At 32.3% G+C, this 22,385-nt stretch carries 23 protein-coding genes; 11 read left to right on the forward strand and 12 right to left on the reverse strand.

The features are described from left to right. Nucleotides 1–5: 5 nt before the first annotated feature. The 4 genes from sufC to BXY80_RS03880 all read right to left on the reverse strand — a co-directional run bounded on the left by sufC (nucleotide 6) and on the right by BXY80_RS03880 (nucleotide 3,076). Nucleotides 6–758 (reverse strand): Fe-S cluster assembly ATPase SufC, encoded by a 753-nt coding sequence (gene sufC, locus BXY80_RS03865; RefSeq protein ID WP_120199886.1) that lies wholly within the window; start codon nucleotides 756–758, stop codon nucleotides 6–8. A gap of 7 nt (nucleotides 759–765) precedes the next feature. Beyond that, complete coding sequence (locus BXY80_RS03870) at nucleotides 766–1,194, reverse strand: hypothetical protein (RefSeq protein WP_120199887.1); 429 nt, start codon at nucleotides 1,192–1,194, stop codon at nucleotides 766–768. A gap of 89 nt (nucleotides 1,195–1,283) precedes the next feature. Next, nucleotides 1,284–2,732 carry a Fe-S cluster assembly protein SufB gene (gene sufB / locus BXY80_RS03875; RefSeq protein ID WP_120199888.1) on the reverse strand — a complete coding sequence of 483 codons (1,449 nt, stop codon included), beginning with the start codon at nucleotides 2,730–2,732 and terminating at the stop codon, nucleotides 1,284–1,286. 14 nt (nucleotides 2,733–2,746) lie between these two features. Beyond that, a complete protein-coding gene (locus BXY80_RS03880) occupies nucleotides 2,747–3,076 on the reverse strand; it encodes a HesB/IscA family protein (protein WP_120199889.1) in 330 nt (109 codons plus the stop codon). A gap of 129 nt (nucleotides 3,077–3,205) precedes the next feature. On the opposite strand from BXY80_RS03880, the gene thiL reads away from it, so the two are divergent. Further along, nucleotides 3,206–4,258 (forward strand): thiamine-phosphate kinase, encoded by a 1,053-nt coding sequence (thiL, locus tag BXY80_RS03885; RefSeq protein WP_120199890.1) that lies wholly within the window; start codon nucleotides 3,206–3,208, stop codon nucleotides 4,256–4,258. Nucleotides 4,259–4,541: 283 nt separating this feature from the next. Here thiL and BXY80_RS03895 read toward each other — a convergent pair whose 3' ends face one another. Both BXY80_RS03895 and BXY80_RS03900 read right to left on the reverse strand, forming a co-directional pair. Beyond that, the gene (locus BXY80_RS03895; RefSeq protein WP_120200347.1) at nucleotides 4,542–4,805 is read right to left on the reverse strand and encodes a hypothetical protein; all 264 of its coding nucleotides are present in this window, start codon (nucleotides 4,803–4,805) and stop codon (nucleotides 4,542–4,544) included. Nucleotides 4,806–4,865: 60 nt separating this feature from the next. Next, entirely contained in the window at nucleotides 4,866–5,642 is a 777-nt protein-coding gene (locus tag BXY80_RS03900) for an alpha/beta fold hydrolase (RefSeq protein WP_120199892.1), read from the reverse strand. Between the two features lie 35 nt (nucleotides 5,643–5,677). On the opposite strand from BXY80_RS03900, the gene brnQ reads away from it, so the two are divergent. From brnQ to BXY80_RS03920, 4 genes are all read left to right on the forward strand, one after another. Next, nucleotides 5,678–6,958 (forward strand): branched-chain amino acid transport system II carrier protein, encoded by a 1,281-nt coding sequence (brnQ, locus tag BXY80_RS03905; protein WP_120199893.1) that lies wholly within the window; start codon nucleotides 5,678–5,680, stop codon nucleotides 6,956–6,958. Between the two features lie 8 nt (nucleotides 6,959–6,966). Next, the gene (locus tag BXY80_RS03910; protein ID WP_120199894.1) at nucleotides 6,967–7,809 is read left to right on the forward strand and encodes a helix-turn-helix domain-containing protein; all 843 of its coding nucleotides are present in this window, start codon (nucleotides 6,967–6,969) and stop codon (nucleotides 7,807–7,809) included. Between the two features lie 299 nt (nucleotides 7,810–8,108). Further along, on the forward strand, nucleotides 8,109–8,669 hold the full coding sequence (locus tag BXY80_RS03915; protein ID WP_120199895.1) for a carboxymuconolactone decarboxylase family protein: 561 nt from the start codon (nucleotides 8,109–8,111) through the stop codon (nucleotides 8,667–8,669). A 28-nt stretch (nucleotides 8,670–8,697) separates the two neighbouring features. Further along, complete coding sequence (locus BXY80_RS03920; RefSeq protein WP_120199896.1) at nucleotides 8,698–9,093, forward strand: cupredoxin domain-containing protein; 396 nt, start codon at nucleotides 8,698–8,700, stop codon at nucleotides 9,091–9,093. Nucleotides 9,094–9,158: 65 nt separating this feature from the next. Here BXY80_RS03920 and BXY80_RS03925 read toward each other — a convergent pair whose 3' ends face one another. The 3 genes from BXY80_RS03925 to BXY80_RS03935 all read right to left on the reverse strand — a co-directional run bounded on the left by BXY80_RS03925 (nucleotide 9,159) and on the right by BXY80_RS03935 (nucleotide 11,565). Further along, nucleotides 9,159–9,503 (reverse strand): VOC family protein, encoded by a 345-nt coding sequence (locus tag BXY80_RS03925; protein ID WP_120199897.1) that lies wholly within the window; start codon nucleotides 9,501–9,503, stop codon nucleotides 9,159–9,161. Between the two features lie 89 nt (nucleotides 9,504–9,592). Then, a complete protein-coding gene (locus tag BXY80_RS03930) occupies nucleotides 9,593–10,885 on the reverse strand; it encodes an aminopeptidase P family protein (RefSeq protein ID WP_120199898.1) in 1,293 nt (430 codons plus the stop codon). Nucleotides 10,886–10,980: 95 nt separating this feature from the next. Continuing rightward, nucleotides 10,981–11,565 carry a Crp/Fnr family transcriptional regulator gene (locus BXY80_RS03935; protein ID WP_120199899.1) on the reverse strand — a complete coding sequence of 195 codons (585 nt, stop codon included), beginning with the start codon at nucleotides 11,563–11,565 and terminating at the stop codon, nucleotides 10,981–10,983. Nucleotides 11,566–11,708: 143 nt separating this feature from the next. Between BXY80_RS03935 and BXY80_RS03940 the strand changes: the two genes are divergently transcribed. The 6 genes from BXY80_RS03940 to BXY80_RS03965 all read left to right on the forward strand — a co-directional run bounded on the left by BXY80_RS03940 (nucleotide 11,709) and on the right by BXY80_RS03965 (nucleotide 20,870). Then, the gene (locus BXY80_RS03940) at nucleotides 11,709–14,549 is read left to right on the forward strand and encodes a WD40/YVTN/BNR-like repeat-containing protein (RefSeq protein ID WP_120199900.1); all 2,841 of its coding nucleotides are present in this window, start codon (nucleotides 11,709–11,711) and stop codon (nucleotides 14,547–14,549) included. Between the two features lie 39 nt (nucleotides 14,550–14,588). After that, complete coding sequence (locus tag BXY80_RS03945) at nucleotides 14,589–15,461, forward strand: hypothetical protein (protein WP_120199901.1); 873 nt, start codon at nucleotides 14,589–14,591, stop codon at nucleotides 15,459–15,461. Between the two features lie 91 nt (nucleotides 15,462–15,552). Continuing rightward, entirely contained in the window at nucleotides 15,553–16,233 is a 681-nt protein-coding gene (locus BXY80_RS03950) for a succinate dehydrogenase cytochrome b subunit (protein ID WP_120199902.1), read from the forward strand. Nucleotides 16,234–16,236: 3 nt separating this feature from the next. Continuing rightward, nucleotides 16,237–18,249, forward strand: coding sequence for a fumarate reductase/succinate dehydrogenase flavoprotein subunit (locus tag BXY80_RS03955; RefSeq protein WP_120199903.1), 2,013 nt, complete (start codon nucleotides 16,237–16,239; stop codon nucleotides 18,247–18,249). 14 nt (nucleotides 18,250–18,263) lie between these two features. Continuing rightward, nucleotides 18,264–19,010, forward strand: a complete 747-nt coding sequence (locus BXY80_RS03960) for a succinate dehydrogenase/fumarate reductase iron-sulfur subunit (protein ID WP_120199904.1) — start codon at nucleotides 18,264–18,266, stop codon at nucleotides 19,008–19,010. Nucleotides 19,011–19,097: 87 nt separating this feature from the next. Then, nucleotides 19,098–20,870 (forward strand): MutS-related protein, encoded by a 1,773-nt coding sequence (locus BXY80_RS03965; protein ID WP_120199905.1) that lies wholly within the window; start codon nucleotides 19,098–19,100, stop codon nucleotides 20,868–20,870. Between the two features lie 80 nt (nucleotides 20,871–20,950). Here the strand turns inward: BXY80_RS03965 and rpmA are convergent, their stop codons facing one another. From rpmA to BXY80_RS03980, 3 genes are all read right to left on the reverse strand, one after another. Next, entirely contained in the window at nucleotides 20,951–21,211 is a 261-nt protein-coding gene (gene rpmA, locus BXY80_RS03970; protein WP_120199906.1) for a 50S ribosomal protein L27, read from the reverse strand. A 27-nt stretch (nucleotides 21,212–21,238) separates the two neighbouring features. Further along, on the reverse strand, nucleotides 21,239–21,742 hold the full coding sequence (rplU, locus tag BXY80_RS03975) for a 50S ribosomal protein L21 (protein WP_120199907.1): 504 nt from the start codon (nucleotides 21,740–21,742) through the stop codon (nucleotides 21,239–21,241). An 86-nt stretch (nucleotides 21,743–21,828) separates the two neighbouring features. Then, nucleotides 21,829–22,275: a DUF4199 domain-containing protein gene (locus tag BXY80_RS03980; RefSeq protein ID WP_120199908.1), complete on the reverse strand. Its 447-nt coding sequence runs from the start codon at nucleotides 22,273–22,275 to the stop codon at nucleotides 21,829–21,831. Between the last annotated feature and the right edge of the window lie 110 nt (nucleotides 22,276–22,385).

Here is a 22,385-nt window from a genome sequence, read left to right on the forward strand (position 1 = left end):
TAATTTTACACGTTCACTTCTTCTTTAATCCAGTCGTAGCCTTTTTCTTCAAGTTCATGAGCTAATTCTTTAGTTCCTGATTTTACAATTTTTCCATTGTATAATACATGAACAAAATCTGGAACTATATAATCAAGTAAACGTTGGTAATGTGTAATTACAATAACTGCATTGTCTTTACTTTTAAGCTTATTAACGCCATTGGCAACTATACGAAGCGCATCGATATCTAATCCTGAATCGGTTTCATCAAGTATAGCTAACTTAGGTTCTAACATTGCCATTTGAAAAATTTCGTTACGCTTTTTTTCTCCTCCTGAAAATCCTTCGTTTAAAGAGCGAGATAAAAATTTTCTATCTATCTCAAGCATTTCAGATTTTTCTCGAATTAGTTTTAGCATGTCTTTTGCTGGCATGTCTCCTAATCCTTTAGCTTTTCTAGTTTCGTTAATTGCTGTCTTCATAAAATTAGTAACACTAACTCCAGGAATTTCTACAGGATATTGAAACGACAAAAAGATGCCTTTATGTGCACGTTCTTCGGCTGCAAGCTCATCTATATTTTCTTCGTCAAGAAGTATTTCTCCTTGCTTAACTTCATACTCTTCTTTACCTGCTATAACAGAAGCTAATGTACTCTTTCCAGAACCATTTGGTCCCATAATAGCATGAACTTCTCCAGCTTTAACCTCAAGGTTAATTCCTTTTAAAATTCCTTTATCTTCAACACTTGCGTGTAAATTATTTATCTTTAACATATGTAATTTATGATCCTAATTTTATAACGTCGTTTTCTTTAGGATTTAATTTTTCGACTTTAATAATCTCTTTAATTGTTACTCTAAATGGCCAACCTTCTTCACTTTCTGGCTTTGGAGAAATTTCACCTCTCACAGTAACTTTAACCATATCTGTAGCTTCAACTTTTAATGGTTTTGCCTGTTTTTCTAACTCATGTAATTTTTCATCAATAACAACACCATAAACCTCTGTTGGTGTTTGTAAAACAGCTGCATCTGCATAGTAAATATAATCACCTCTTAACGTAGTTAATCCATCATTTTGCTTTGCAGTTTTTTCTCCAATATCAACTTTATCTTCTGCTATAACTTCTTTTTCTATTTCTTTTTTTGCATCGTTTTTACAAGCTGTAAAAACTGTAATAATTGATAATAAAATGATTACTTTTTTCATATTTATCTTCCGTGGAAATGGAAGTCTTTTTAGTTAAACTTTAATTCAAACTTGTATTTATTAAGATTCCCATTTTCATGGGAACATGTTTATCCTACAGATCCTTCTAAACTAATTTCTAATAATTTTTGTGCTTCTACTGCAAATTCCATTGGTAACTTGTTTAGCACTTCTTTACTAAATCCATTTACAATAAGTGCGATTGCTTTTTCTGTATCTATACCACGTTGGTTGCAATAGAAAATTTGGTCTTCACCAATTTTACTGGTTGTTGCTTCATGTTCTATTTGCGCCGTTTTATTTTTTGCTTCTATGTAAGGAAATGTGTGTGCACCACATTCATTACCCATTAATAAACTATCACATTGCGAAAAGTTACGAGCATTTTCTGCTCTTGGACTAATTTGCACCAATCCACGATAACTGTTTTGAGATTTTCCAGCAGATATCCCTTTAGAAATGATTGTTGATTTTGTGTTTTTACCTAAATGTATCATTTTGGTTCCAGTATCTGCTTGCTGATAATTGTTTGTTACAGCAATAGAGTAAAACTCACCAACTGAATTATTTCCTTTTAGTATACAAGAAGGATATTTCCATGTTACTGCAGATCCTGTTTCTACTTGCGTCCAAGAAATTTTTGCGTTGGTTTCACATAAACCACGTTTAGTTACAAAATTGTAAACTCCTCCTTTTCCTTCTGCATTTCCTGGATACCAGTTTTGTACTGTTGAATATTTTATTTCAGCATCATCAAGAGCTATTAACTCTACAACAGCTGCGTGTAATTGGTTTTCATCTCTACTTGGTGCTGTACAACCTTCTAAATAAGACACATAGCTACCTTCGTCTGCAATAACTAATGTTCTTTCAAACTGTCCTGTTCCTGCTTGGTTAATTCTAAAATATGTAGATAACTCCATTGGGCAACGTACACCTTTTGGAATGTAACAGAATGATCCATCACTAAACACAGCCGAATTTAATGCAGCATAAAAGTTGTCTTTTTGAGGAACGACTGTTCCAATATATTTTTTTACAAGTTCTGGATGCTCTTTAATAGCTTCAGAAATACTCATAAAAATAATGCCCTTTTCTCCTAAAGTTTTCTTGAATGTTGTAGCAACCGAAACAGAATCTACAACCACATCCATAGCAACTCCAGCTAACTTTTTTTGCTCATCTAGAGAAATCCCTAATTTTTCAAACGTAGCTAAAAGCTCTGGATCCACCTCGTCAATACTATCGTATTTTGGCTTGCTGTTTGGTGCAGAATAGTAAGATATTGCTTGAAAATCTGGTTTTTTATAACGTACATTTGCCCATTCTGGCTCAGTCATTTCTTTCCAAACTTTAAAAGCTTCTAATCGCCAATCTGTCATCCACTGTGGCTCTTCTTTCTTTTTTGATATTGCGCGAACAATATCTTCATTTAAACCTATAGGAAATGTTTCAGACTCAATATCTGTATAAAAACCATATTCGTACTCTTTGGTTTTTAATTCTTCTCGAAGATCATCTTCAGTATATTTCGACATAATTCTTCTTTATTTTATAATGAAAATGACTCACCACAACCGCAAGTGCGATTTGCATTTGGGTTATTAAACACAAAACCTGCGCCATTTAAGCCTCCAGAATATTCTAATGTTGTTCCAATTAAGTATAAAAAGCTTTTTTTATCTACAATAATTTTTACGCCATTATCCTCAAAGACTTTGTCTTCTTCTTGTTGAGTATTATCAAACTTTAAATCGTATGACAAACCCGAACAACCACCACTTTTAACGCCAACGCGAACAAAGTCTGTAGAAACATTATAGCCATCTTCTGTCATAAGTTCTACAACTTTATTTTTGGCTGTTTCTGATACTTTAATCATATGTTATATAGATTTTGTCTAAATAGACTGCAAATATACAATATAAGTCTAGTTTTTCCATACAACCTAACATTATATTAGCATATGGTTTAATAGGTTTTTATTATAAAAGAATATTAAATTTGCAGCATGATAGAAGATAAAAACCAACAACGCACATCGTTAGAAAATTTAGGAGAGTTTGGTCTTATTGACCATTTAACCAAAAATTTTGATATTAAACATAAATCAACAGTTAAAGGTATTGGTGATGATGCTGCTGTTTTAGATTTTAAATCTAAAAAAATAGTAGTTACAACAGATTTATTAATTGAAAATGTGCATTTTGATTTAAGCTATATGCCATTAAAACACTTGGGTTATAAAGCAATTATGGTTAACCTTTCTGATGTTTTTGCTATGAATGCTAACGCAACTCAAGTAACTGTATCTATTGCTGTTTCTAACCGATTTTCTTTAGAAGCCTTAGAAGATTTATATGCTGGTATTGAGACTGCTGCAAAAATTTACAATATTGATGTTGTTGGCGGTGACACTACATCTTCTACTACAGGTTTAATAATTTCTGTAACTGCAATTGGAGAATTAAATGAAGAAGATATTGTTTACAGAAATGGTGCAAAACCAAATGATTTATTAGTTGTAACTGGTGATTTAGGTGCTGCTTATATGGGATTACAAGTACTAGAGCGCGAAAAAGAAGTGTTTAAAGTAAACCCGCAAAATCAACCAGATTTAGATTTATACTCATACATTATTGAGAGACAATTAAAACCTGAAGCAAGACAAGATATTGTTAAACTTTTAAAAGATTTAGATGTAAAACCTACATCTATGATTGATATTAGTGATGGTTTATCGTCTGAAATTATTCATATATGCAAACAAAGTAAAGTAGGTTGTGATTTATATGAGAACAAAATCCCTTTAGACCCTCAAGTTATCTCAACCTGTGAGGAATTTAAAATTGATAGCACAACTATAGCTTTAAATGGAGGTGAGGATTATGAATTGTTAATGACAATTTCTCAAGAAGATTTTCCTAAGATAAAAGCTAATCCAAATTTAACTGTTATTGGTTTTATTACTGAAGAAAGTCGTGGTATGCACCTAGTAACACGAGGAGAATCTCGAATTCCGTTAATTGCAAAAGGATGGAACTCGCTTAGCGATCAAGAATAAGATTTCTTTGTTTTTTTATTGTACGCTTGTAGTGAATATGCTCAAGCACCGAATTTATTTCTTTATATTTTGGAGTTAACTGTGTTAGCCGACCTCGACCATCAGTTGTTAATTGCGAACTACAATTTTTACAAGAATACTCTTTAACATGTAATGTTACTTTTTTTGAAACTTGGTATTGATGTCCAAATAATGAGCAGAAAACACTTTTCACTTGACTATTAATTTAATTAGAAGGATGTCTAAATATATAAAAATCAAATGTTAAGAGGAATAATTACGTTTAATATATCGATGAACTGAGTGTTTTTTGCTTTAAACGCATCATTCTGCGTGTGTAGATTTGCTCTAAAGCAGTATTTATCTCTTTAAACTTTGGTGTTAACTCTGTTAAATTACCATTACTATTAGTCGTTAATTGTTTTTTACAGCATTTACATGTGTACTCTTTAACGTGAGATGTTACTTTTTTTGAGACTTCATATTTGTGCCCAAATATGTCACAATAAATTTTAAGTGGCGATTGGTTGCTAGTAGATTTTTTCATGTCAATAAAGTTTGGGATGACTAACATAGAAAAAAAAGCAAAGAAAACGCTAAAAAGTAATTATTTTTCGATAAAACGAATTATTTTGTAAGTAAATTCTTCTTTGTTTTCGACATGACTCATATGTCCGCCAGAAAACTCCACGACTTCAATATCGGTATTTTTAGTTTCATAAATAAGCGATTCGTAATTTAAAACAGAATCTTTTTTGCCTATTATTTGCAACTTTTTAAAAGATGCGTCCTTAAAAAAGGTAGTTCTATCTTTTCTTATTTTCATACCTTCAAGTGTAGCAATAATGCCTTGCAAAGGTGTTTTTAAAGCTTCTTCTTTTACATAATTTATCTCTTTAGATAATTTTTCACGATTGTCTAAAGCAAATAAATTAGCCACAGCCATGCTTACAAAAGTTCTATAATTTTGCTTAACTGCATTTATAGCACGATCTCTATTTAGTTTACGTTCTGGCGAATCTTCTTGAGCTGTAGAATTCATTAGGCATAAGCCTTTAACCTTATCTGTATATTTTTCAGCATAAGCTAGAGACACATAACCACCTAAAGAATGACCTATAAAAGTTGAAGATTCAATATTTAAATGATTTAAAACAGCTTCAACAGCTTCAGCCATAAGTTCCATAGAGTGAATATATCCTAAACAACCACTTTTTCCATGACCTAAAAGATCAATAGAAATAGCACGATGGGTTTTAGAAATATGAGGAATTAAATCGTTCCACATCGATGAATTTTCTAAAAAACCATGTATTAAAACAATTACCTCTCCAAAACCTTCATCGGTGTAAAAAACATCTATGCCTTTGTGTACTAAAATCATATTTATACTATATTCGACAAAGATAAAATCATACAATGAATAAAACTAAACTTACTTGGGTATTTGGATTTACTTTATTTGCTGGATTTTTTGGTGCTGGAAATTTAGTGCTACCTCCATTATTAGGTTTTAAATCTGGAAGTGATTGGTGGTTAGTTGCGCTTGGTTTTATGACTACAGCAACAATAATTCCGTTACTGGGATTATTTGGTCATGCTAAATTACAAGGTACTATTCTCGATTTTGGAAACAAGGTCTCGCCTACATTTAGTTTAATCTATAGCTTTTGTGTGCTATTAATAGCGATCTCTTTGCCTTGTCCAAGAACAGCTGCAGTTACTCATGAAATGTCTATTCAACCATTTTTTGATACTAGCTCGTTATGGACCAGTACAATTTTCTTTTTATTGGTATTGGTTTTTGCTATTAAAAGAAGCAAAGCTTTAGATGTATTGGGTAAATTTTTAACACCTTTAATAGTTTTAATTTTGCTTGCTATAATTGTTGTTGGTGTTTTGGGACCTGATTATAATATGAATCCAACACAGTTTAGTGCACCTTTTATTGACGGTTTTTTAGAAGGTTATCAAACTTACGATGCTATTGCGGGGATTTTAATGGGAGGCATTGTTGTTATTTCACTAAACCAATATGGGCGTTTTTCAATTTCAGAGAAAAAGAAAATTATTGCCAAATCTGGTTTAATTGCCATGTTAGGTTTATTTTTAATCTACGCTGGTTTAATTGCAGTTGGCGCATTTTACAATTCGGAATTTGCAAATGACATCTCTAGAACAGAGCTTTTATTAGGATTATCAACAAAAACGTTAGGAAATATTGGAGCAACTTTTTTAAGTGTATTAGTTGGTTTAGCTTGTTTTAGCACAGCAGTTGCTATAACTGTTTCTGTTGCTGATGTTATTAAGGTTTACCTCAATGGCTCTCAAAAAGCGTATATTATTACAGCTGTAGTGGTTTGTATTATTGGAGTTCTTGTTGGGCGGTTTGATGTGCATTATATTATTGATGTGGCATTACCTGCACTTATGTTTATTTATCCCATTACTATTGTTTTAATTCTGCTTAATGTTTTACCTAAACGATTTGCTTCATCATTAGTTTTTAAAGCGGTTATACTAACAACCTTTGTTTTTAGTATTCCAGATTTTTTAGGATTCTTTATGCCTATTGAAAAATTACAAGGTATTATAGAAGTTATTCCTTTTGCAAAAGACAGTTTAGGTTGGGTATTACCGGCATTTATTATTTGGATTGTGTTAAATCTGAAAAATTTTACGACTAAAGCTTCAGCATAAAACAAAATATGGCTGTTCAAGATATTTCAACCTATTCCTATAAAGATATATTTTCGCTAAGCGTTATTCAATTTGAAAAAGCTTGTGTGTTTCATAAACCAGAACAGGTTGATGCTTATAGTATTTATTGGATAAAAGAAGGGAAAGGCATTTATAATATAGATTTTGAAAGTTATGCTTTTGATGATAATGTGCTTTTCTTTTTGTCTCCAGGACAAGTGTTTTCAGTTGAATCTGAAAAAATTAAAGAAGCCTATAAGTTAACTTTTGTTCGCGATTTTTACTGTATTCAAACCCACGATAAAGAAGTTGCATGCAATGGCGTACTTTTTAATAATGTTTACGAAACACCTTTTGTAAAACCATGTGAGAACGACACGCAAAAGCTTCAATCTATTTTAGAAAGCTTAATTGATGAATTTAAAACAGATGATGTTGCTGCGCAATACGATATGCTTCAAACGTATTTAAAGCAATTCATTATTCATTCGGTTCGTGTAAAAAAAGAATATCATATTATTAAAGACGATAACGAAACCAAACTCTTTAAAGATTTCAGTTTATTAGTGGAGCAGAATTTTAAAACACTGCATTCTGTAACCAATTATGCTAACCGTTTAGGTGTTTCTCCAAAATCGTTAACCAAACACTTTCAGAACATAGGATCGCAAACACCAAGCGATTTTATTAAAAACAGAATTGTATTAGAAGCACAACGTCAACTTATTTATTCAACCGATTCTGTAAAACAAATAGCTTACGATTTAGGTTTTAACGATTCGGCGTATTTCACTAGATTCTTCAAAAAAGCGACTTCAAAATCGCCACTTCAATTCAAAAAAGAGTATTAAAGTCATTGCGAATCTTGTTTTTTAACAAGATGTGGCAATCTGTTTCATGAAAATGAGATTACCAAGTCGTTATATTCCTCGTAATGACATCTAAAAATTAACAGTCCAAGTATTAGGAACTTTTGTCCATTTTTTAGCCTTACTATCGGTTGCATATTTGCATTGTAATTAAAACGAAGCGATTATGAAAGCAACAGAAAATAAACAATGCCCAAATTGTTGGGGATATCAAGAATACGATGAAAATTACCCTAAAAGGCATTTAAGTAAAAAAAGTAATTAAATAAAAAGTAGAAATTATGAGTACAAGAATTGAAACATTAAACCCAGAAACAACCACAGGAAAATCTAAAGAATTGTTTAACGCCGTTCAAAATAAATTAGGATTTATTCCCAACTTAATTAAAGTATTTGGTAATTCGCCAGCAACTTTACAAACCTATTTAAGTTTGGGTGAGTTAACCGCAAGCGGAAACTTTAGCAATAAATTTAGAGAGCAATTAGCGTTAGCAATAGCTGAAGAAAATGCGTGTAATTATTGCTTATCTGCACACACAACTATTGGTAAAATGAATGGATTAACCATTGAAGAAACCGAGCAAAACAGACAAGGTCTTGCTGCAGATGCCAAAACACAAGCAGGATTACAATTTGCACAAGCCGTAACAAAAAACAGAGGGCAAGTTTCTACAGAAACTATTCAAGCAGTTAAAGAAGCAGGTTATAATGATGGTGATATTTTAGAAATTATTTTGAACGTAGTGGCCAATACTTTAACCAATTATGTAAACCATATTGCTGAAACCGAAGTAGATTTCCCAAGTGTTGAGGCAGGAAAATTTACAGTGTCAGCAAATTAATTAAAGAAAATCAATATAAAATTTAAAAATGAAAACAATGAAAAATTTAATAGTAGGATTATTTTTAGCAGCCTTTACATTAACCGCTACTGCACAAGACAAAATGATGAAAAATGATGCTGTAAAAACCGTATCGTTTGAACAAACAAAAGGCGAATTTACGCAAAAGGCATTAACGCTTTCTGAAGGGACGTATGTATTTAGTGTTACAAATAACAATGCAGCTCCAGAAGTTGGGTTGGTTTTAATTGAAGATGGTAAAGATGGTTCAAAACCTGAAAATCACATTAAAGATGCTTACGTGTCTCAAATGGTAAAGCATGGAAAAACCGAATCTTCAAAAGCTGTAACGCTTAAAAAAGGGATGTATAAATATTTCTGTCCTTTTAATAAAACGCCACAATATACTTTGGTAGTAAAGTAGGTTTTTAATTGATTGATAGTTAAAAACGGCAAACTCAATAATGAGCTTGCCGTTTTTTTGCTTATTTATTCAGACCAGATTGCAAGTTCATTTCCAGCTGGGTCAATGAAATGAAATCTTCGTCCACCTGTAAAAGAAAATATGTCTTTTGAAATTTTTCCGTTAGACTTAATAATTTTATTTTTTATCAGGTCAAGATTTTTATGATATAAAACAACTAATACTCCATTTACAATTTCACTTTCCGTTTTTTCAAATCCTCCTTGAAGTCCACTTTCTGAAAAAGCTATATATGTTGGTCCATAATCTGTAAAAAACCAATCAAAACACGTTTTATAAAACGTCTTGATCTTTTCAAGGTCTTTAGCTTTGAATTCAACATAATTAATGTGATTATCTTTGATCTTCATTTTTATTGATTTATTCTTTCTAAAACCCTGTTTATTTTTCTTTTCCTAACCCAAACTAGATATTGACTTATCTTTTTTATTCCTAACCATCAACCATTCATTAAATCTTCAATCTCTTCCGCTTCAATAGGAATATTCCGCATTAAATTAAAAGGCTCGTCTTTTTCTTGTATCACTACATCATCTTCTAATCGAATCCCAAAACCTTCATTTGGAATATAAATTCCAGGTTCAACTGTAAATACCATATTAGCTTGCATGGGTTCGTGTAGCAATCCATAATCATGGGTATCTAATCCAATATGATGTGATGTACCATGCATAAAATATTTTTTATATGCTGGCCAATCTGGGTTTTCGTTTTGCACATCGGCTTTATCTAATAAGCCTAAACCTAAAAGCTCTGAGGTCATAAGTTTACCAACCTCAACATGATATTGCTCCCAAAGTGTACCAGGCACCAATAACTTTGTAGCTTCATTTTTTACACGATTAACAGCATTGTAAACTTCCTTTTGCCTATCTGTATAACGGCCATTAACAGGAATTGTGCGAGACAAATCACTTTTATAATTTGCGTATTCTGCAGCAATATCAAACAGTATTAAATCTCCAGATTTACATTGCTGATTATTTTCAATATAATGCAAGACGTTAGCATTGTTTCCGCTAGCTATTATTGGCGTATAGGCAAATCCTTTTGAGCGGTGTCGCAAAAACTCATGCATTAACTCGGCTTCTATTTCAAACTCCCAAACACCCGGTTTTACAAAATTTAGAATACGTCTAAAGCCTTTTTCTGTAATATCACAAGCATGTTGCATGATATCTAATTCTATTTGATCTTTTATAGAACGAAGCCTTTGTAAAATAGGATTACTCTTAGCTATTGCATGTGCTGGATATTTAGCTTTTAACCATTTTGTAAAACGGTCTTCTCTAGTTTCAGTTTCAACTGAGGCGCGATAATGCTCGTTAGTATTTATATAAACGGTATCACATTGTGTCATGATTTCAAACATAACTTTTTCCATGTCTTGCAACCAATACACTGTTTTAATTCCGCTTGTTTTTAAAGCGGCTTCTTTTGTTAGTTTTTCACCTTCCCAAACTGCGATATGCTCATTGGTTTCTTTTAAAAATAAAATTTCACGATGTTTTTCTTTTGGGCAGTCAGGAAATAATACTAATATACTTTCTTCTTGGTCAACACCACTTAAGTACAAAATATCACGATGCTGTTCAAAAGGCATTGTGCTATCTGCGCTTATAGGATAAATATCATTACTATTGAAAACAGCCAAACTATTAGGCTTCATTTGAGCCATGAAATCTTTACGGTTTTTTATAAAAAGTTCTCGATCTATTGCGTGGTATTTCATCTAAAAAAGAGTTTTTATTCCTTTAAAAACAGGAATCATTAATATTACTCTTCAAAAATAATTAAACAATAACGCAATCGTGCAGCCAAATGGCGTTAATTTATGTTTTTACGAATACGACTCATATGTCGCGTAGATATTCCTAAAAAAGAAGCTAAATAATGCAATGGGACTTCTTGCAGTAATTTGGTGTCATTATCTAATAATTTTTTGTAACGTTCATCTGGTGTAAGCGTCAATAAATCAATACGATAATCATCTATAAGGTAGATTTGGTTTTCAATAAGATTATAGTAAAATTTACTAAAGGCGCTATTATTTTTAAGCAAATGATTAAAATTATCTAGATTAATCACCCAAAGATTGCAATCACTAATTGCTTTAATGTTTTTTCTTGATAATATTTTATGTGTAAAACTTTTTAATGCTGCAGTGTATGAGTTTTTTAAAGCTAAATACGTTGTTTTTTCTTCTCCTAAAACCGTTATAGAATGTTGTAAAATACCACTTTCTATAAAACAAAAATAGTTGCAAACTTTACCTTCTTCTACAAAAAAATCGTTTCGTTTTAATTTAATAAAACTAAAGCATTCTAAAATCTCTGGAATCAAACTATCACATTGAGAATCACTAATAACTTGCTTTAAATAGCTTTTTAAAATATCTTGAGATTCTTGCATTAAACTTTTTAGTTTTGAATATCGAATTTAAAAAGATAATTTGAATTGACACAAATTCATATCATAAAACAGATTTGCCATATTTTCAGACATATTCATCTTCAATATTTATTACCTTTAAAGCTTTTTAAAAACCACCCATTATGCTTAAAAACATCTGTTATCTATTCTTTATAATTTCATTTTTCATCAACGCGCAACAACCAGCAACCTCATCACAAATCATCAGCGATGCACTAAACAAAAAAGCTGAATTAACTCAAACATCACTAGTTAAAAATGTTCTTTTTGAGAATATTGGCCCAACTATTATGAGTGGTCGCGTTGTAGATTTAGCTGTTAATCCAGAAAACCCTACAGAGTTTTATGTTGGTTACGCTTCTGGTGGTGTTTGGCACACAATTAACAACGGTACAACATTTACGCCTATTCTTGATGCTTCGGCAACTCAAAATGTAGGAGATATAGCTGTCGATTGGAAAAACCGCACCATTTGGGTTGGAACAGGAGAAAACAACTCTTCACGTTCTTCTTATGCAGGTATTGGCGTTTTAAAATCTACAGACAACGGTAAAACATGGCAAAACATGGGGCTTAAAGATTCCCACCATATTGGTCGTATTCTAATTAGCCCAAACAATCCTGACGAAGTCGTTATTGGTGTTACAGGACATTTATATTCACCTAATCAAGAACGTGGTATTTACAAAACTATAGATGGTGGAAAAACATGGTCTCAAAAATTGTTTATAGATGATATGAGCGGAATCATTGATTTACAAACCAACCCAAACAACTTCAATTTAATGTTTGCTTCATCTTGGACTAAAGACCGTAAAGCGTGGAATTTTGATGGTAGCGGAAACAATTCGGCAATTTACAAAAGTATAGATGCAGGAGACACATGGACTAAAGTTTCTACAGAAGAAAGTGGTTTTCCAACTGGAAATGGTGTTGGACGAATTGGTCTAGCCATTTTTGACGATACTATTATTTATGCAGTACATGATAGTCAATTTAGAAGGCCTTCAGATGAAAAAAAAGATAACGAATCTAACATCTTGACTAAAGATGATTTTAAAACAATGTCTACTGATACATTTTTAAAATTAGAAAATAAAAAGCTTAACAGCTATTTAAAATTAAATGGCTTTCAAGAAAAATATAGAGCAGATAATGTTAAGCAAATGGTACGAAGCGGAAACCTTAAACCTATTGACCTTGCTAAATACCTTGAAGATGCAAATTCTAGGTTGTTTGATACACCAGTTATAGGAACCGAAGTTTATAAAAGCACTAATGGCGGACAAACATGGAAAAAAACTCATGACGGTTATCTAGATGATATTTATTATAGCTATGGTTACTATTTTGGTCATATTTATGTCGCACCAAATAATGCAGACAACATTTACATTTATGGTGTTCCGATAGTTAAGTCTAAAGATAGCGGAAAAACCTTTACATCAATTAGTGCAGAAAATGTTCATGCCGATCATCATGCGCTTTGGATTAATCCTAAAAACCCAAATCACATAATTAATGGTAATGATGGAGGCGTAAATATCACTTATGATGATGGAGAAAATTGGATAAAAAACAACTCGCCATCAGTTGGTCAATTTTACGCTATTAATGTTGACAATGCTGAACCCTATAACGTATATGGTGGTTTACAAGATAATGGCGTTTGGGTTGGAGCTCACAATGCTCCTGAAGATAAAAGCTGGCATCAATATGGGCAATATCCATGGGAAAATATTATGGGTGGCGATGGTATGCAAATTCAAATTGATAGTCGAGATAACACTATAGTTTATACAGGTTTTCAATTCGGAAATTACTTTAGACTTAATCTAGAAACAAAAAAGCAAACCTACATTCAACCAAAGCATGATTTAGGCGAAAATCCATATCGTTTTAATTGGCAATCTCCAATTTTATTATCGCCTCACAACCAAGACATTTTATACTTAGGCGGAAATAAATTAATGCGTTCTATGAATCAAGGAGATGATTGGGTTGCCATTAGTGAAGACCTTACCAATGGTGGAAAAAAAGGAAATGTCGCTTATGGTACTTTATCAAGTATAAGCGAGTCTCCTTTTCAATTTGGGTTAATTTATACAGGAAGCGATGACGGATTAGTATACGTCACTAAAAATTCTGGAGGTAGTTGGACAAATATTTCAGAAGGCTTGCCAAAAGACCTTTGGGTAAGTCGTATAATTGCTTCTGAACATAAAAAAAAGCGTGTTTATGTAACATTAAATGGTTATCGATGGGATGATTTTAAAGTTTATACTTATATGAGTGATGACTACGGAGAAACTTGGAAAAACATCAGTTCAAATATTCCTTCATCGCCAGTAAATGTTATTAGAGAAGACCCAGAAAATGAAAATGTATTATACTTAGGAACAGATAATGGTGCATACGTATCTTTCAATCAAGGTGAACATTGGGACGTATTTAGTAACGGATTACCTAATGTTGCTTTTCATGATATTGTGATTCAACCAAAAGCAAAACATTTGCTATTAGGAACACATGGACGAAGCATCTATAAGGCAGACATTAAATCGCTGCAAGAGTATTCTAGCGGAATCATTAAAAATGATATCAAGATTTTTGAAATTGAAAATTTAAAGCATTCATCACAATGGGGAAACTCGTGGAGTAAATGGTTTGATGCATTTGAACCCAAACTTAACATTCCTTTCTTTTCTAATACTTCAGGAGAAAAAACTATTAAAATACTTTCAGAAAAAGGAGTACTTCTTAACGAAATAAAAATTAATACAGATAAAGGATTTAACTATGCAACTTATGACTTAACCTTAACAGAAAAAGGTAAAAAAGCATTACTTAAAGAAAACACAAGCATAGATATAAGCAAAGCTAAAAACAAGAAATATTATTTACCAAAAGGAAAATATACCATTCAAATAAATAGTAATAAAGCTTTATTTGAGGTAAAATAAATCAAGCTCTTTTTAAGTTATATTAAAAACTCTAAACAGATGAAAGCACTCAAAATAATCATAATACTAGTTTTTGGATTAACGTTATCTTGTAGTGAGGATAATGATGATTGTTGTATAAATCCTGATGTACCTCAACTTATTATAAAACTCAAATTCGATGCAAGTCAAGAACGTCTTAATAACCTAGGACAACCTGCTACAATACCAGCCAATAATGCTGCACAATCGCCAACAATAAACAAGATGAGTGCTAATTACATTGAGTTTGCACCAACTGCAACTACAGCATTAGGAACAGGTGAAATTATTTTTGAAGGTAACGAAACAAACGCAGGTGGCACTCAAGCTATCAATTTTCAAAATGCCATTTTTACAGGAAATGACGAACTATTTATTTCTGTGCCTTTAAGTGATGTTGCTTCTGGAAATTATAATTGGGTACGCGTATCATTAGCTTACCAAGAAGGTATTATTAATGTGCTTACAAACGGAAATGAAATAGCCGGTACATTAGCAAGCTTTGTTGGGTATAACAATTACATTACTTCTTTTAATCTTAATGGAAATACTTTTAACATCAATGCAAATAAGCCTCAAGGTTTTTGGGCTTTTGAAGCTTTAGGTTTTACAACTCAAGGTCAAGCTCCAGAAGGCGCAACAACAGTTCCAAACCCTTTGTTTAACTCTTCTCCAATTCCACAAGGTTCATGTGTAGTTACCGGGCAGTTTGAAAACCAATTAGAAATTACTGGAAATGAAACTGAAAATATTGAAGTAACCTTATCGTTTTCAATCAATAATAGCTTTGAGTGGACAGAAGTAAATCTAGATGGAAAATACGAGCCTTCAATTGGAGAACAAGTTGTAGATATGGGGCTTCGAGGTTTAATACCTTCGCATTCTAATTAAAATCATTCTAAATAGAAATTTAACCTTTCATCTTGTTGTCTATAATTTAATTGAAGCGTATTTTTGTTATCATTAAACTAACTTCAAAAAAATGAGTGGAATTTTAAATTCTTCGATTGGAAGAAAGTTTGCCATGGCACTTTCAGCTTTTTTCCTAATGTTTTTCCTTTTACAACATTTTGCAATTAATATCCTTTCTGTATTTAGTCCAGATACTTTTAACGAAGCATCGCACTTTATGGGAACTTTTTGGCCTGTACAATACATTTTGCAGCCGATATTAATTTTTGGTGTGATTTTTCACTTTGTAATGGGATTTATCCTCGAACTAAAAAATAGGAGTGCTAGAAAAGTGAGCTACGCAAAAAACAATGGTGCAGCAAATTCATCTTGGATGAGTCGTAATATGATTTGGAGTGGTTTAGCTATTCTTGCTTTTGTTGGGTTACACTTTTATGATTTCTGGTTTCCAGAAATAAACACCAAATTTATAGATGGTGATTGGAGCGGTTTACATAATGGTGAGTTTAGATATTTTGAAGAACTACAACATAAATTTCACAGCCATGTAAGAACCATTCTTTATGTGATTGCTTTTATCTTTTTAGCACTGCATTTATTACATGGTTTTAATTCGGCATTTCAATCAGTTGGAGCAAATAATAAATATACTAAAGGCTTAAATGGGTTTGGAAAAGCTTATGCTATTCTTATTCCTTTAGGGTTTATATTTATTGCAGTATATCATCATCTTAATCACGTTTTATCATAACCTATGGCTTTAGATTCTAAAATACCAAAAGGTCCAATTGCAGATAAATGGACGAATTATAAAAATCATATCGATCTTGTAAATCCAGCGAACAAACGTAACATAGATGTTATTGTTGTAGGTACTGGATTAGCAGGCGGTTCTGCTGCTGCTACTTTAGCAGAATTAGGATACAATGTAAAGGCGTTTTGCTTTCAAGATTCACCAAGACGTGCGCACTCAATTGCTGCACAAGGTGGAATTAATGCTGCAAAAAACTACCAAGGAGATGGAGATTCAACATACAGATTATTTTACGATACTGTAAAAGGTGGCGATTATCGTTCGCGTGAAGCTAACGTTTATCGTTTGGCTGAAGTGTCTGCTAATATTATTGACCAATGTGTTGCACAAGGCGTTCCTTTTGCTCGTGAATATGGAGGATTGTTAGATAACCGTTCGTTTGGAGGCGTTTTGGTTTCAAGAACATTTTATGCTGCTGGACAAACAGGACAACAATTATTATTAGGAGCATATTCTGCAATGAATCGTCAGATTGGGCGTGGGAAAATAAAGATGTACAACCGTCATGAAATGCTTGACGTTGTTATTGTTGATGGAAAAGCTCGTGGTATCATAACACGTAACTTAATTACTGGAGAAATTGAACGTCATTCAGCGCATGCTGTTGTGTTAGGAACTGGTGGTTATGGTAACGTTTTCTTCTTATCAACAAATGCGATGGGATCTAATGTAACAGCTGCTTGGAAAGCCCACAAACGCGGTGCTTACTTTGCAAATCCTTGCTATACACAAATTCACCCAACATGTATTCCAGTTTCTGGAGATCATCAATCAAAACTAACATTGATGTCTGAATCTTTAAGAAATGATGGCCGTATTTGGGTGCCAAAACATATGAAAGATGTTGAAGCCATTAAAGCGGGAACATTAAAACCAAAAGATTTAGCAGAAGACGATCGTGATTATTATTTAGAGCGTCGTTATCCAGCCTTTGGAAACTTAGTGCCTCGTGATGTTGCATCACGTGCTGCAAAAGAACGTTGTGATGCTGGTTATGGCGTAAATGCAACTGGAGAAGCTGTATTTTTAGATTTTGCTTCAGCCATTCAACGTTATGGAAAAGAGCAAGCACACGTAAAAGGTTTAGACGAAAATGATGCAGCTTTAGTAAAGTCTTTAGGACAAGACGTTGTTAAAAATAAATATGGAAATTTATTCCAAATGTATGAGAAGATCGTAGATCAAGATCCATACAATACACCAATGATGATTTATCCGGCAGTTCACTATACAATGGGTGGCGTTTGGGTAGATTATAATTTAATGACAACCGTTCCTGGTTTATATTGTATTGGTGAAGCCAATTTCTCTGATCATGGTGCAAACAGACTTGGAGCTTCAGCTCTAATGCAAGGTTTAGCAGATGGATATTTTGTGTTGCCTTATACAATTGGTGATTATTTATCTAATGATATTAGAACAGGACCAATTTCTACTGAAACTAAAGAATTTGAAGCTGCCGAAAAAGAAGTTAGAGAGAAGTTAGATTTCTTTGTGACTAATGAAGGAAAGCATTCAGTAGATTATTTCCACAAGCGATTAGGAAAAATCATGTGGAACAAAGTTGGAATGTCTAGAAATGTAAAAGGTTTAACTGAAGCTATTTCAGAAATTAAAGAATTGCGTGAGCAATTCTGGAAAGACGTGAAAGTTCCAGGAACTAATGAAGAATACAACGAAGAATTGGCAAAAGCTGGTCGTGTTGCAGATTTCTTGGAGTTAGGAGAGTTATTTGCTAAAGATGCACTTAATAGAGAAGAATCTTGTGGAGGACACTTTAGAGAAGACTCTGTAGAATTAGATGGTGAACAAAAAGGAGAAGCCTTACGTGATGATGAAAACTTTGCTTACGTTGCTGCTTGGGAATATAAAGGAGAACCAAGCGATGCTATTTTACATAAAGAAGAATTAGAGTTCAAGGATATAGAATTAAAACAAAGATCATATAAATAAGGGAAGCTATGAATATGAATTTAACACTTAAAATTTGGCGTCAAAAAAACGCAAGTGATAAAGGAAAAATGGTCGACTATAAAGTCAGCGATATTTCACCAGATATGTCTTTCCTAGAAATGCTAGATGTTTTAAACGAGCAGTTGGTTAATAAAGATGAAAGCCCTGTTGCTTTTGATCATGATTGTCGTGAAGGTATTTGCGGTATGTGTTCTTTATACATTAATGGAGAAGCGCATGGCCCTGATCGTGGTATTACAACGTGTCAGTTACACATGCGTATGTTTAAAGATGGAGACACGATTACTATTGAGCCATTTAGAGCAACAGCATTTCCTGTAATTAAAGATTTAATTGTAGATAGAAGCTCTTTTGATCGCATTCAGCATGCAGGTGGATTTATTTCTGTAAACACATCAGGAAACACTATTGATGCCAATGCAATTCCTGTAAACAAAGAAGATGCAGATACCGCTTTTGAAGCCGCAACATGTATTGGTTGTGGCGCTTGTGTGGCAACTTGTAAAAACTCTTCTGCAATGTTATTTGTAGGAGCAAAAGTATCGCAATTTGCATTATTACCACAAGGTCAAGTTGAAGCTACTGATCGTGTATTAAATATGGTTAAGCAAATGGATGATGAAGGTTTTGGTAATTGTACTAACACTGGCGCTTGTGAAATTGAATGCCCTAAAGGAATCTCTTTAGAAAACATTGCTCGTATGAATTCTGAATACTTAAAAGCTAGCTTAAAAGGCTAAAACTATAATTCTATTAAATTAGAAACCTTATAAAAATCCCAATACAACATTGGGATTTTTTGTTTCTTTATACTTGAATAACATTACATGAATACTCCAGAATCTTATTATAAAACTCAATTAAAAAAACACCACAAGGCAGTTAAGCAACTCTACAAGCAAATGACAGGTTTGAGTTCGCTTCGTCTATTAGTTTTTATCATTACTGCTGTTGGTGTATATTTTACTTTTAATCAATGGAAAATAGCTACTCTTATTGCTATAATTGGTATTGCAGTGTTTATCTATATATTATCTAAGTATACAGACATTAAAGCCAAAAGAGCACTTCATAAATCATTAATTGCAATTAATGAAACCGAATTACAAATAATATCTGGTAATTTTCATGATAGAGATCAAGGATTGCAATTTCAAGACCCAAATCACTATTACAGTTTAGATATTGATTTATTTGGGAAAGGTTCTTTTTTTCAATTTACAAATAGAACTGTTATTAATGAAGGCACAAAAGTGCTAGCAAATGCGTTAACGGCTAATAATACCAAGTCTATTAAACTACGCCAAGAGGCTATAACAGAACTATCACAAAAACCAGAATGGCAACAATACTATTCTGCGACCGCTAGTTTAATTAAAGTAGAAACACCAGCCACAAAAATCATTAATTGGCTAAAAAATCATAAATCTGTTTTACCAAATATGATGAGGTGGTTACCTTTAGCCTTTTCAATAACTTCAGTTATTTTATTAGTTTTAGTTATTTTAAAAATGCTTCATGTTTCTTTTTTTGGGTATTGGCTTTTACTTGGATTAATAATAACTGGTAAGTATTTAAAAAAAATAAATGCTTTGTCTTCTAATACCGAAAAAGTAAAAGACACTTTTAGGCAATACGCTTTGCTTCTACAACAAATAGAACGTGAAAGTTTCACCTCAGAATTATTAATAAACAAGCAGAGTAAAATTCAATCAGAAAACAAAAAAGCTTCATATATTTTTGCTGAATTCTCAAAACATCTAGATGCTTTAGATAATAGAAACAATTTAATTTCTGCAATTTTTGGTAATGGTTATTTACTATATGATATTAAAAACACATATAAAATAGAGCAATGGATTAAACAATATGCACATAAAGTAGAAGATTGGTTTGAGATTGTTTCATTTTTCGACGCTTACATAAGTTTAGGTACTTATGCTTTTAATCACCCAAATTATATATATCCAGAAATTACGAAAAACAACTCAGTGATTAAAGCAGAAGATTTAGGTCATCCGCTATTAAATAAAACAAAGCGTGTAGATAGTGATGTGTCAATTAAAAATCAAGAATTCTTTATTGTCACTGGAGCAAATATGGCTGGAAAAAGCACCTTTTTAAGAACTATTTCTCTTCACATTGTAATGGCAAATGTGGGATTACCTGTTTGTGCTAAGTCTAGCACGTATTCGCCAGTAAAACTCATTACAAGCATGCGTACAAGTGATTCGTTGACCGATGACAGTTCCTATTTTTTTTCAGAGTTAACACGTCTTAAATTTATTGTTGACGAAATAGAAAAAGAACCTTATTTTATTATTTTAGACGAAATTTTAAAAGGGACAAATTCAACAGACAAAGCTATTGGTTCACGTAAGTTTGTAGAAAAATTGGTTGTAGGAAATGCAACAGGAATTATTGCAACGCACGATTTAAGTTTATGTAAAATTGCAGACAAACTAGACGAAGTAAAAAATTACTTTTTTGATGCTGAAATAATTAACGATGAGCTTCATTTTGATTACACGCTCAAAAAAGGCATTTGCCAAAATATGAATGCAAGTTTTCTTTTGAAGAAGATGAAAATTGTAGATTAATATTTAATATCTACATATAGTAAAAACAAAAAACCCATTCAATAAGAATGGGTTTTTTAATATTGTGAAATAAAATTCAATTAAGCTTCAAAAGGCTCAATAGAAACATAAGATTTATTATCTCTTTTCTTTGTGAATTTTACTATTCCATCAACTTTAGCATGTAAAGTGTGGTCTTTTCCAGCGTATACATTCTCACCAGGATTATGTGCTGTACCTCTTTGTCTTACGATGATATTTCCTGCTATAGCAGCTTGTCCACCAAATATCTTAACACCTAAGCGTTTCGATTCTGATTCTCTACCATTTTTAGAACTACCTACTCCTTTTTTATGAGCCATTGTCTTAAGGTTTTATATTGTTAATAATTAACTTAATGCAGCAATTAAATCAGCTTTCTTCATAGAAGAAAGTCCTTCAATTCCTTTTGCTTTTGCCATCTCTTTTAATTCAGCAACAGTAAGTTTGCTTAAATCTTGAGAAACTTCTGCTTTTGGAGCAGCAGCTTTAGGTTCAGCTTTTTTTGGAGCGGCTTTTTCAGCTTTTGTTGGTTTAGCTCCTGAAGCTACAATGCTTTCAATTACGATTTCAGATAAGGCTTGTCTATGACCGTTTTTTACACGGTAACCTTTTCTTCTTTTCTTTTTAAAAACAATAACTTTATCACCTTGAAGGTGCTTAATGACTTTTGCACTTACTTGTGCTCCGCCTATAGCTGGGGCGCCTAAAGTTACATTGCTACCATCTGCAATTAAAAGAACATTATCGAAAGAAACTTTCTTACCTTCTTCTGTTGCTAAACGGTTAACAAAAACTTTTTGGTCTTTTTCAACTTTAAATTGATGCCCTGCTATCTCTACAATTGCGTACATAGCGTAACGTTTTTATTAATTAATTTTACTAAAAAATGAGTGCAAATATACAGCTAATTAATTAAACTACAAACGTTTTAAGTCATTTAAGATAGATTTCGACTTTTTTTAAAGAGTTGCATAAACGTTAATGTTAATACAACTGTAGATGCTAAACCTTCAATAAGAATAATAAAAACTAAAACACCTGCGCCTTCACCATAATTTTGCAACCATTCTCCTAATAGTTTCTCAGTAAAATTGGGGTCAATATGAAACATATAAATAGCCATAAAAAATGTAAACCAAATTGTGGCAAAAAAACCAGTTAACAAACCTGTTTTAAAGCCATTAACATAAGAAAAACTTTCTCCTAAAGACAGTTTATAGTACTTAATAGCAAAATAAATTCCTGAGGCCATTGCTAAACCATTAAATAATCTTAGCCAAGGATTTTCATGCATATGAAACAATCTTAGTACCAAAAAATAAGCTATTAAAGAAACTGTGATAAAGAGCCCATACTTTAAAGCAACCGAAAATGATGTATTCATGTTTTTACTTTTTAAGATGTTTAGAACTAAAGTTCGTGAAAATTTAACTATTTCTCACTTTTTTAAGCTATTTTTTTGCAATTAAACCATTAAAAACGAATTACTATTAC

It is taken from the genome of Ichthyenterobacterium magnum (assembly GCF_003610635.1).
In the GTDB taxonomy this organism is placed as follows: Bacteria; Bacteroidota; Bacteroidia; order Flavobacteriales; family Flavobacteriaceae; genus Ichthyenterobacterium; species Ichthyenterobacterium magnum.

Excerpts from the sequence above, each read along its gene's own strand:
- sufC (WP_120199886.1), bottom strand. The coding sequence starts at position 758 with ATGTTAAAGATAAATAATTTACACGCAAGTGTTGAAGATAAAGGAATT.
- BXY80_RS03870 (WP_120199887.1), bottom strand. The coding sequence starts at position 1,194 with ATGAAAAAAGTAATCATTTTATTATCAATTATTACAGTTTTTACAGCT.
- sufB (WP_120199888.1), bottom strand. The coding sequence starts at position 2,732 with ATGTCGAAATATACTGAAGATGATCTTCGAGAAGAATTAAAAACCAAA.
- BXY80_RS03880 (WP_120199889.1), bottom strand. The coding sequence starts at position 3,076 with ATGATTAAAGTATCAGAAACAGCCAAAAATAAAGTTGTAGAACTTATG.
- thiL (WP_120199890.1), top strand. The coding sequence starts at position 3,206 with ATGATAGAAGATAAAAACCAACAACGCACATCGTTAGAAAATTTAGGA.
- BXY80_RS03895 (WP_120200347.1), bottom strand. The coding sequence starts at position 4,805 with ATGAAAAAATCTACTAGCAACCAATCGCCACTTAAAATTTATTGTGAC.
- BXY80_RS03900 (WP_120199892.1), bottom strand. The coding sequence starts at position 5,642 with ATGATTTTAGTACACAAAGGCATAGATGTTTTTTACACCGATGAAGGT.
- brnQ (WP_120199893.1), top strand. The coding sequence starts at position 5,678 with ATGAATAAAACTAAACTTACTTGGGTATTTGGATTTACTTTATTTGCT.
- BXY80_RS03910 (WP_120199894.1), top strand. The coding sequence starts at position 6,967 with ATGGCTGTTCAAGATATTTCAACCTATTCCTATAAAGATATATTTTCG.
- BXY80_RS03915 (WP_120199895.1), top strand. The coding sequence starts at position 8,109 with ATGAGTACAAGAATTGAAACATTAAACCCAGAAACAACCACAGGAAAA.
- BXY80_RS03920 (WP_120199896.1), top strand. The coding sequence starts at position 8,698 with ATGAAAACAATGAAAAATTTAATAGTAGGATTATTTTTAGCAGCCTTT.
- BXY80_RS03925 (WP_120199897.1), bottom strand. The coding sequence starts at position 9,503 with ATGAAGATCAAAGATAATCACATTAATTATGTTGAATTCAAAGCTAAA.
- BXY80_RS03930 (WP_120199898.1), bottom strand. The coding sequence starts at position 10,885 with ATGAAATACCACGCAATAGATCGAGAACTTTTTATAAAAAACCGTAAA.
- BXY80_RS03935 (WP_120199899.1), bottom strand. The coding sequence starts at position 11,565 with ATGCAAGAATCTCAAGATATTTTAAAAAGCTATTTAAAGCAAGTTATT.
- BXY80_RS03940 (WP_120199900.1), top strand. The coding sequence starts at position 11,709 with ATGCTTAAAAACATCTGTTATCTATTCTTTATAATTTCATTTTTCATC.
- BXY80_RS03945 (WP_120199901.1), top strand. The coding sequence starts at position 14,589 with ATGAAAGCACTCAAAATAATCATAATACTAGTTTTTGGATTAACGTTA.
- BXY80_RS03950 (WP_120199902.1), top strand. The coding sequence starts at position 15,553 with ATGAGTGGAATTTTAAATTCTTCGATTGGAAGAAAGTTTGCCATGGCA.
- BXY80_RS03955 (WP_120199903.1), top strand. The coding sequence starts at position 16,237 with ATGGCTTTAGATTCTAAAATACCAAAAGGTCCAATTGCAGATAAATGG.
- BXY80_RS03960 (WP_120199904.1), top strand. The coding sequence starts at position 18,264 with ATGAATTTAACACTTAAAATTTGGCGTCAAAAAAACGCAAGTGATAAA.
- BXY80_RS03965 (WP_120199905.1), top strand. The coding sequence starts at position 19,098 with ATGAATACTCCAGAATCTTATTATAAAACTCAATTAAAAAAACACCAC.
- rpmA (WP_120199906.1), bottom strand. The coding sequence starts at position 21,211 with ATGGCTCATAAAAAAGGAGTAGGTAGTTCTAAAAATGGTAGAGAATCA.
- rplU (WP_120199907.1), bottom strand. The coding sequence starts at position 21,742 with ATGTACGCAATTGTAGAGATAGCAGGGCATCAATTTAAAGTTGAAAAA.
- BXY80_RS03980 (WP_120199908.1), bottom strand. The coding sequence starts at position 22,275 with ATGAATACATCATTTTCGGTTGCTTTAAAGTATGGGCTCTTTATCACA.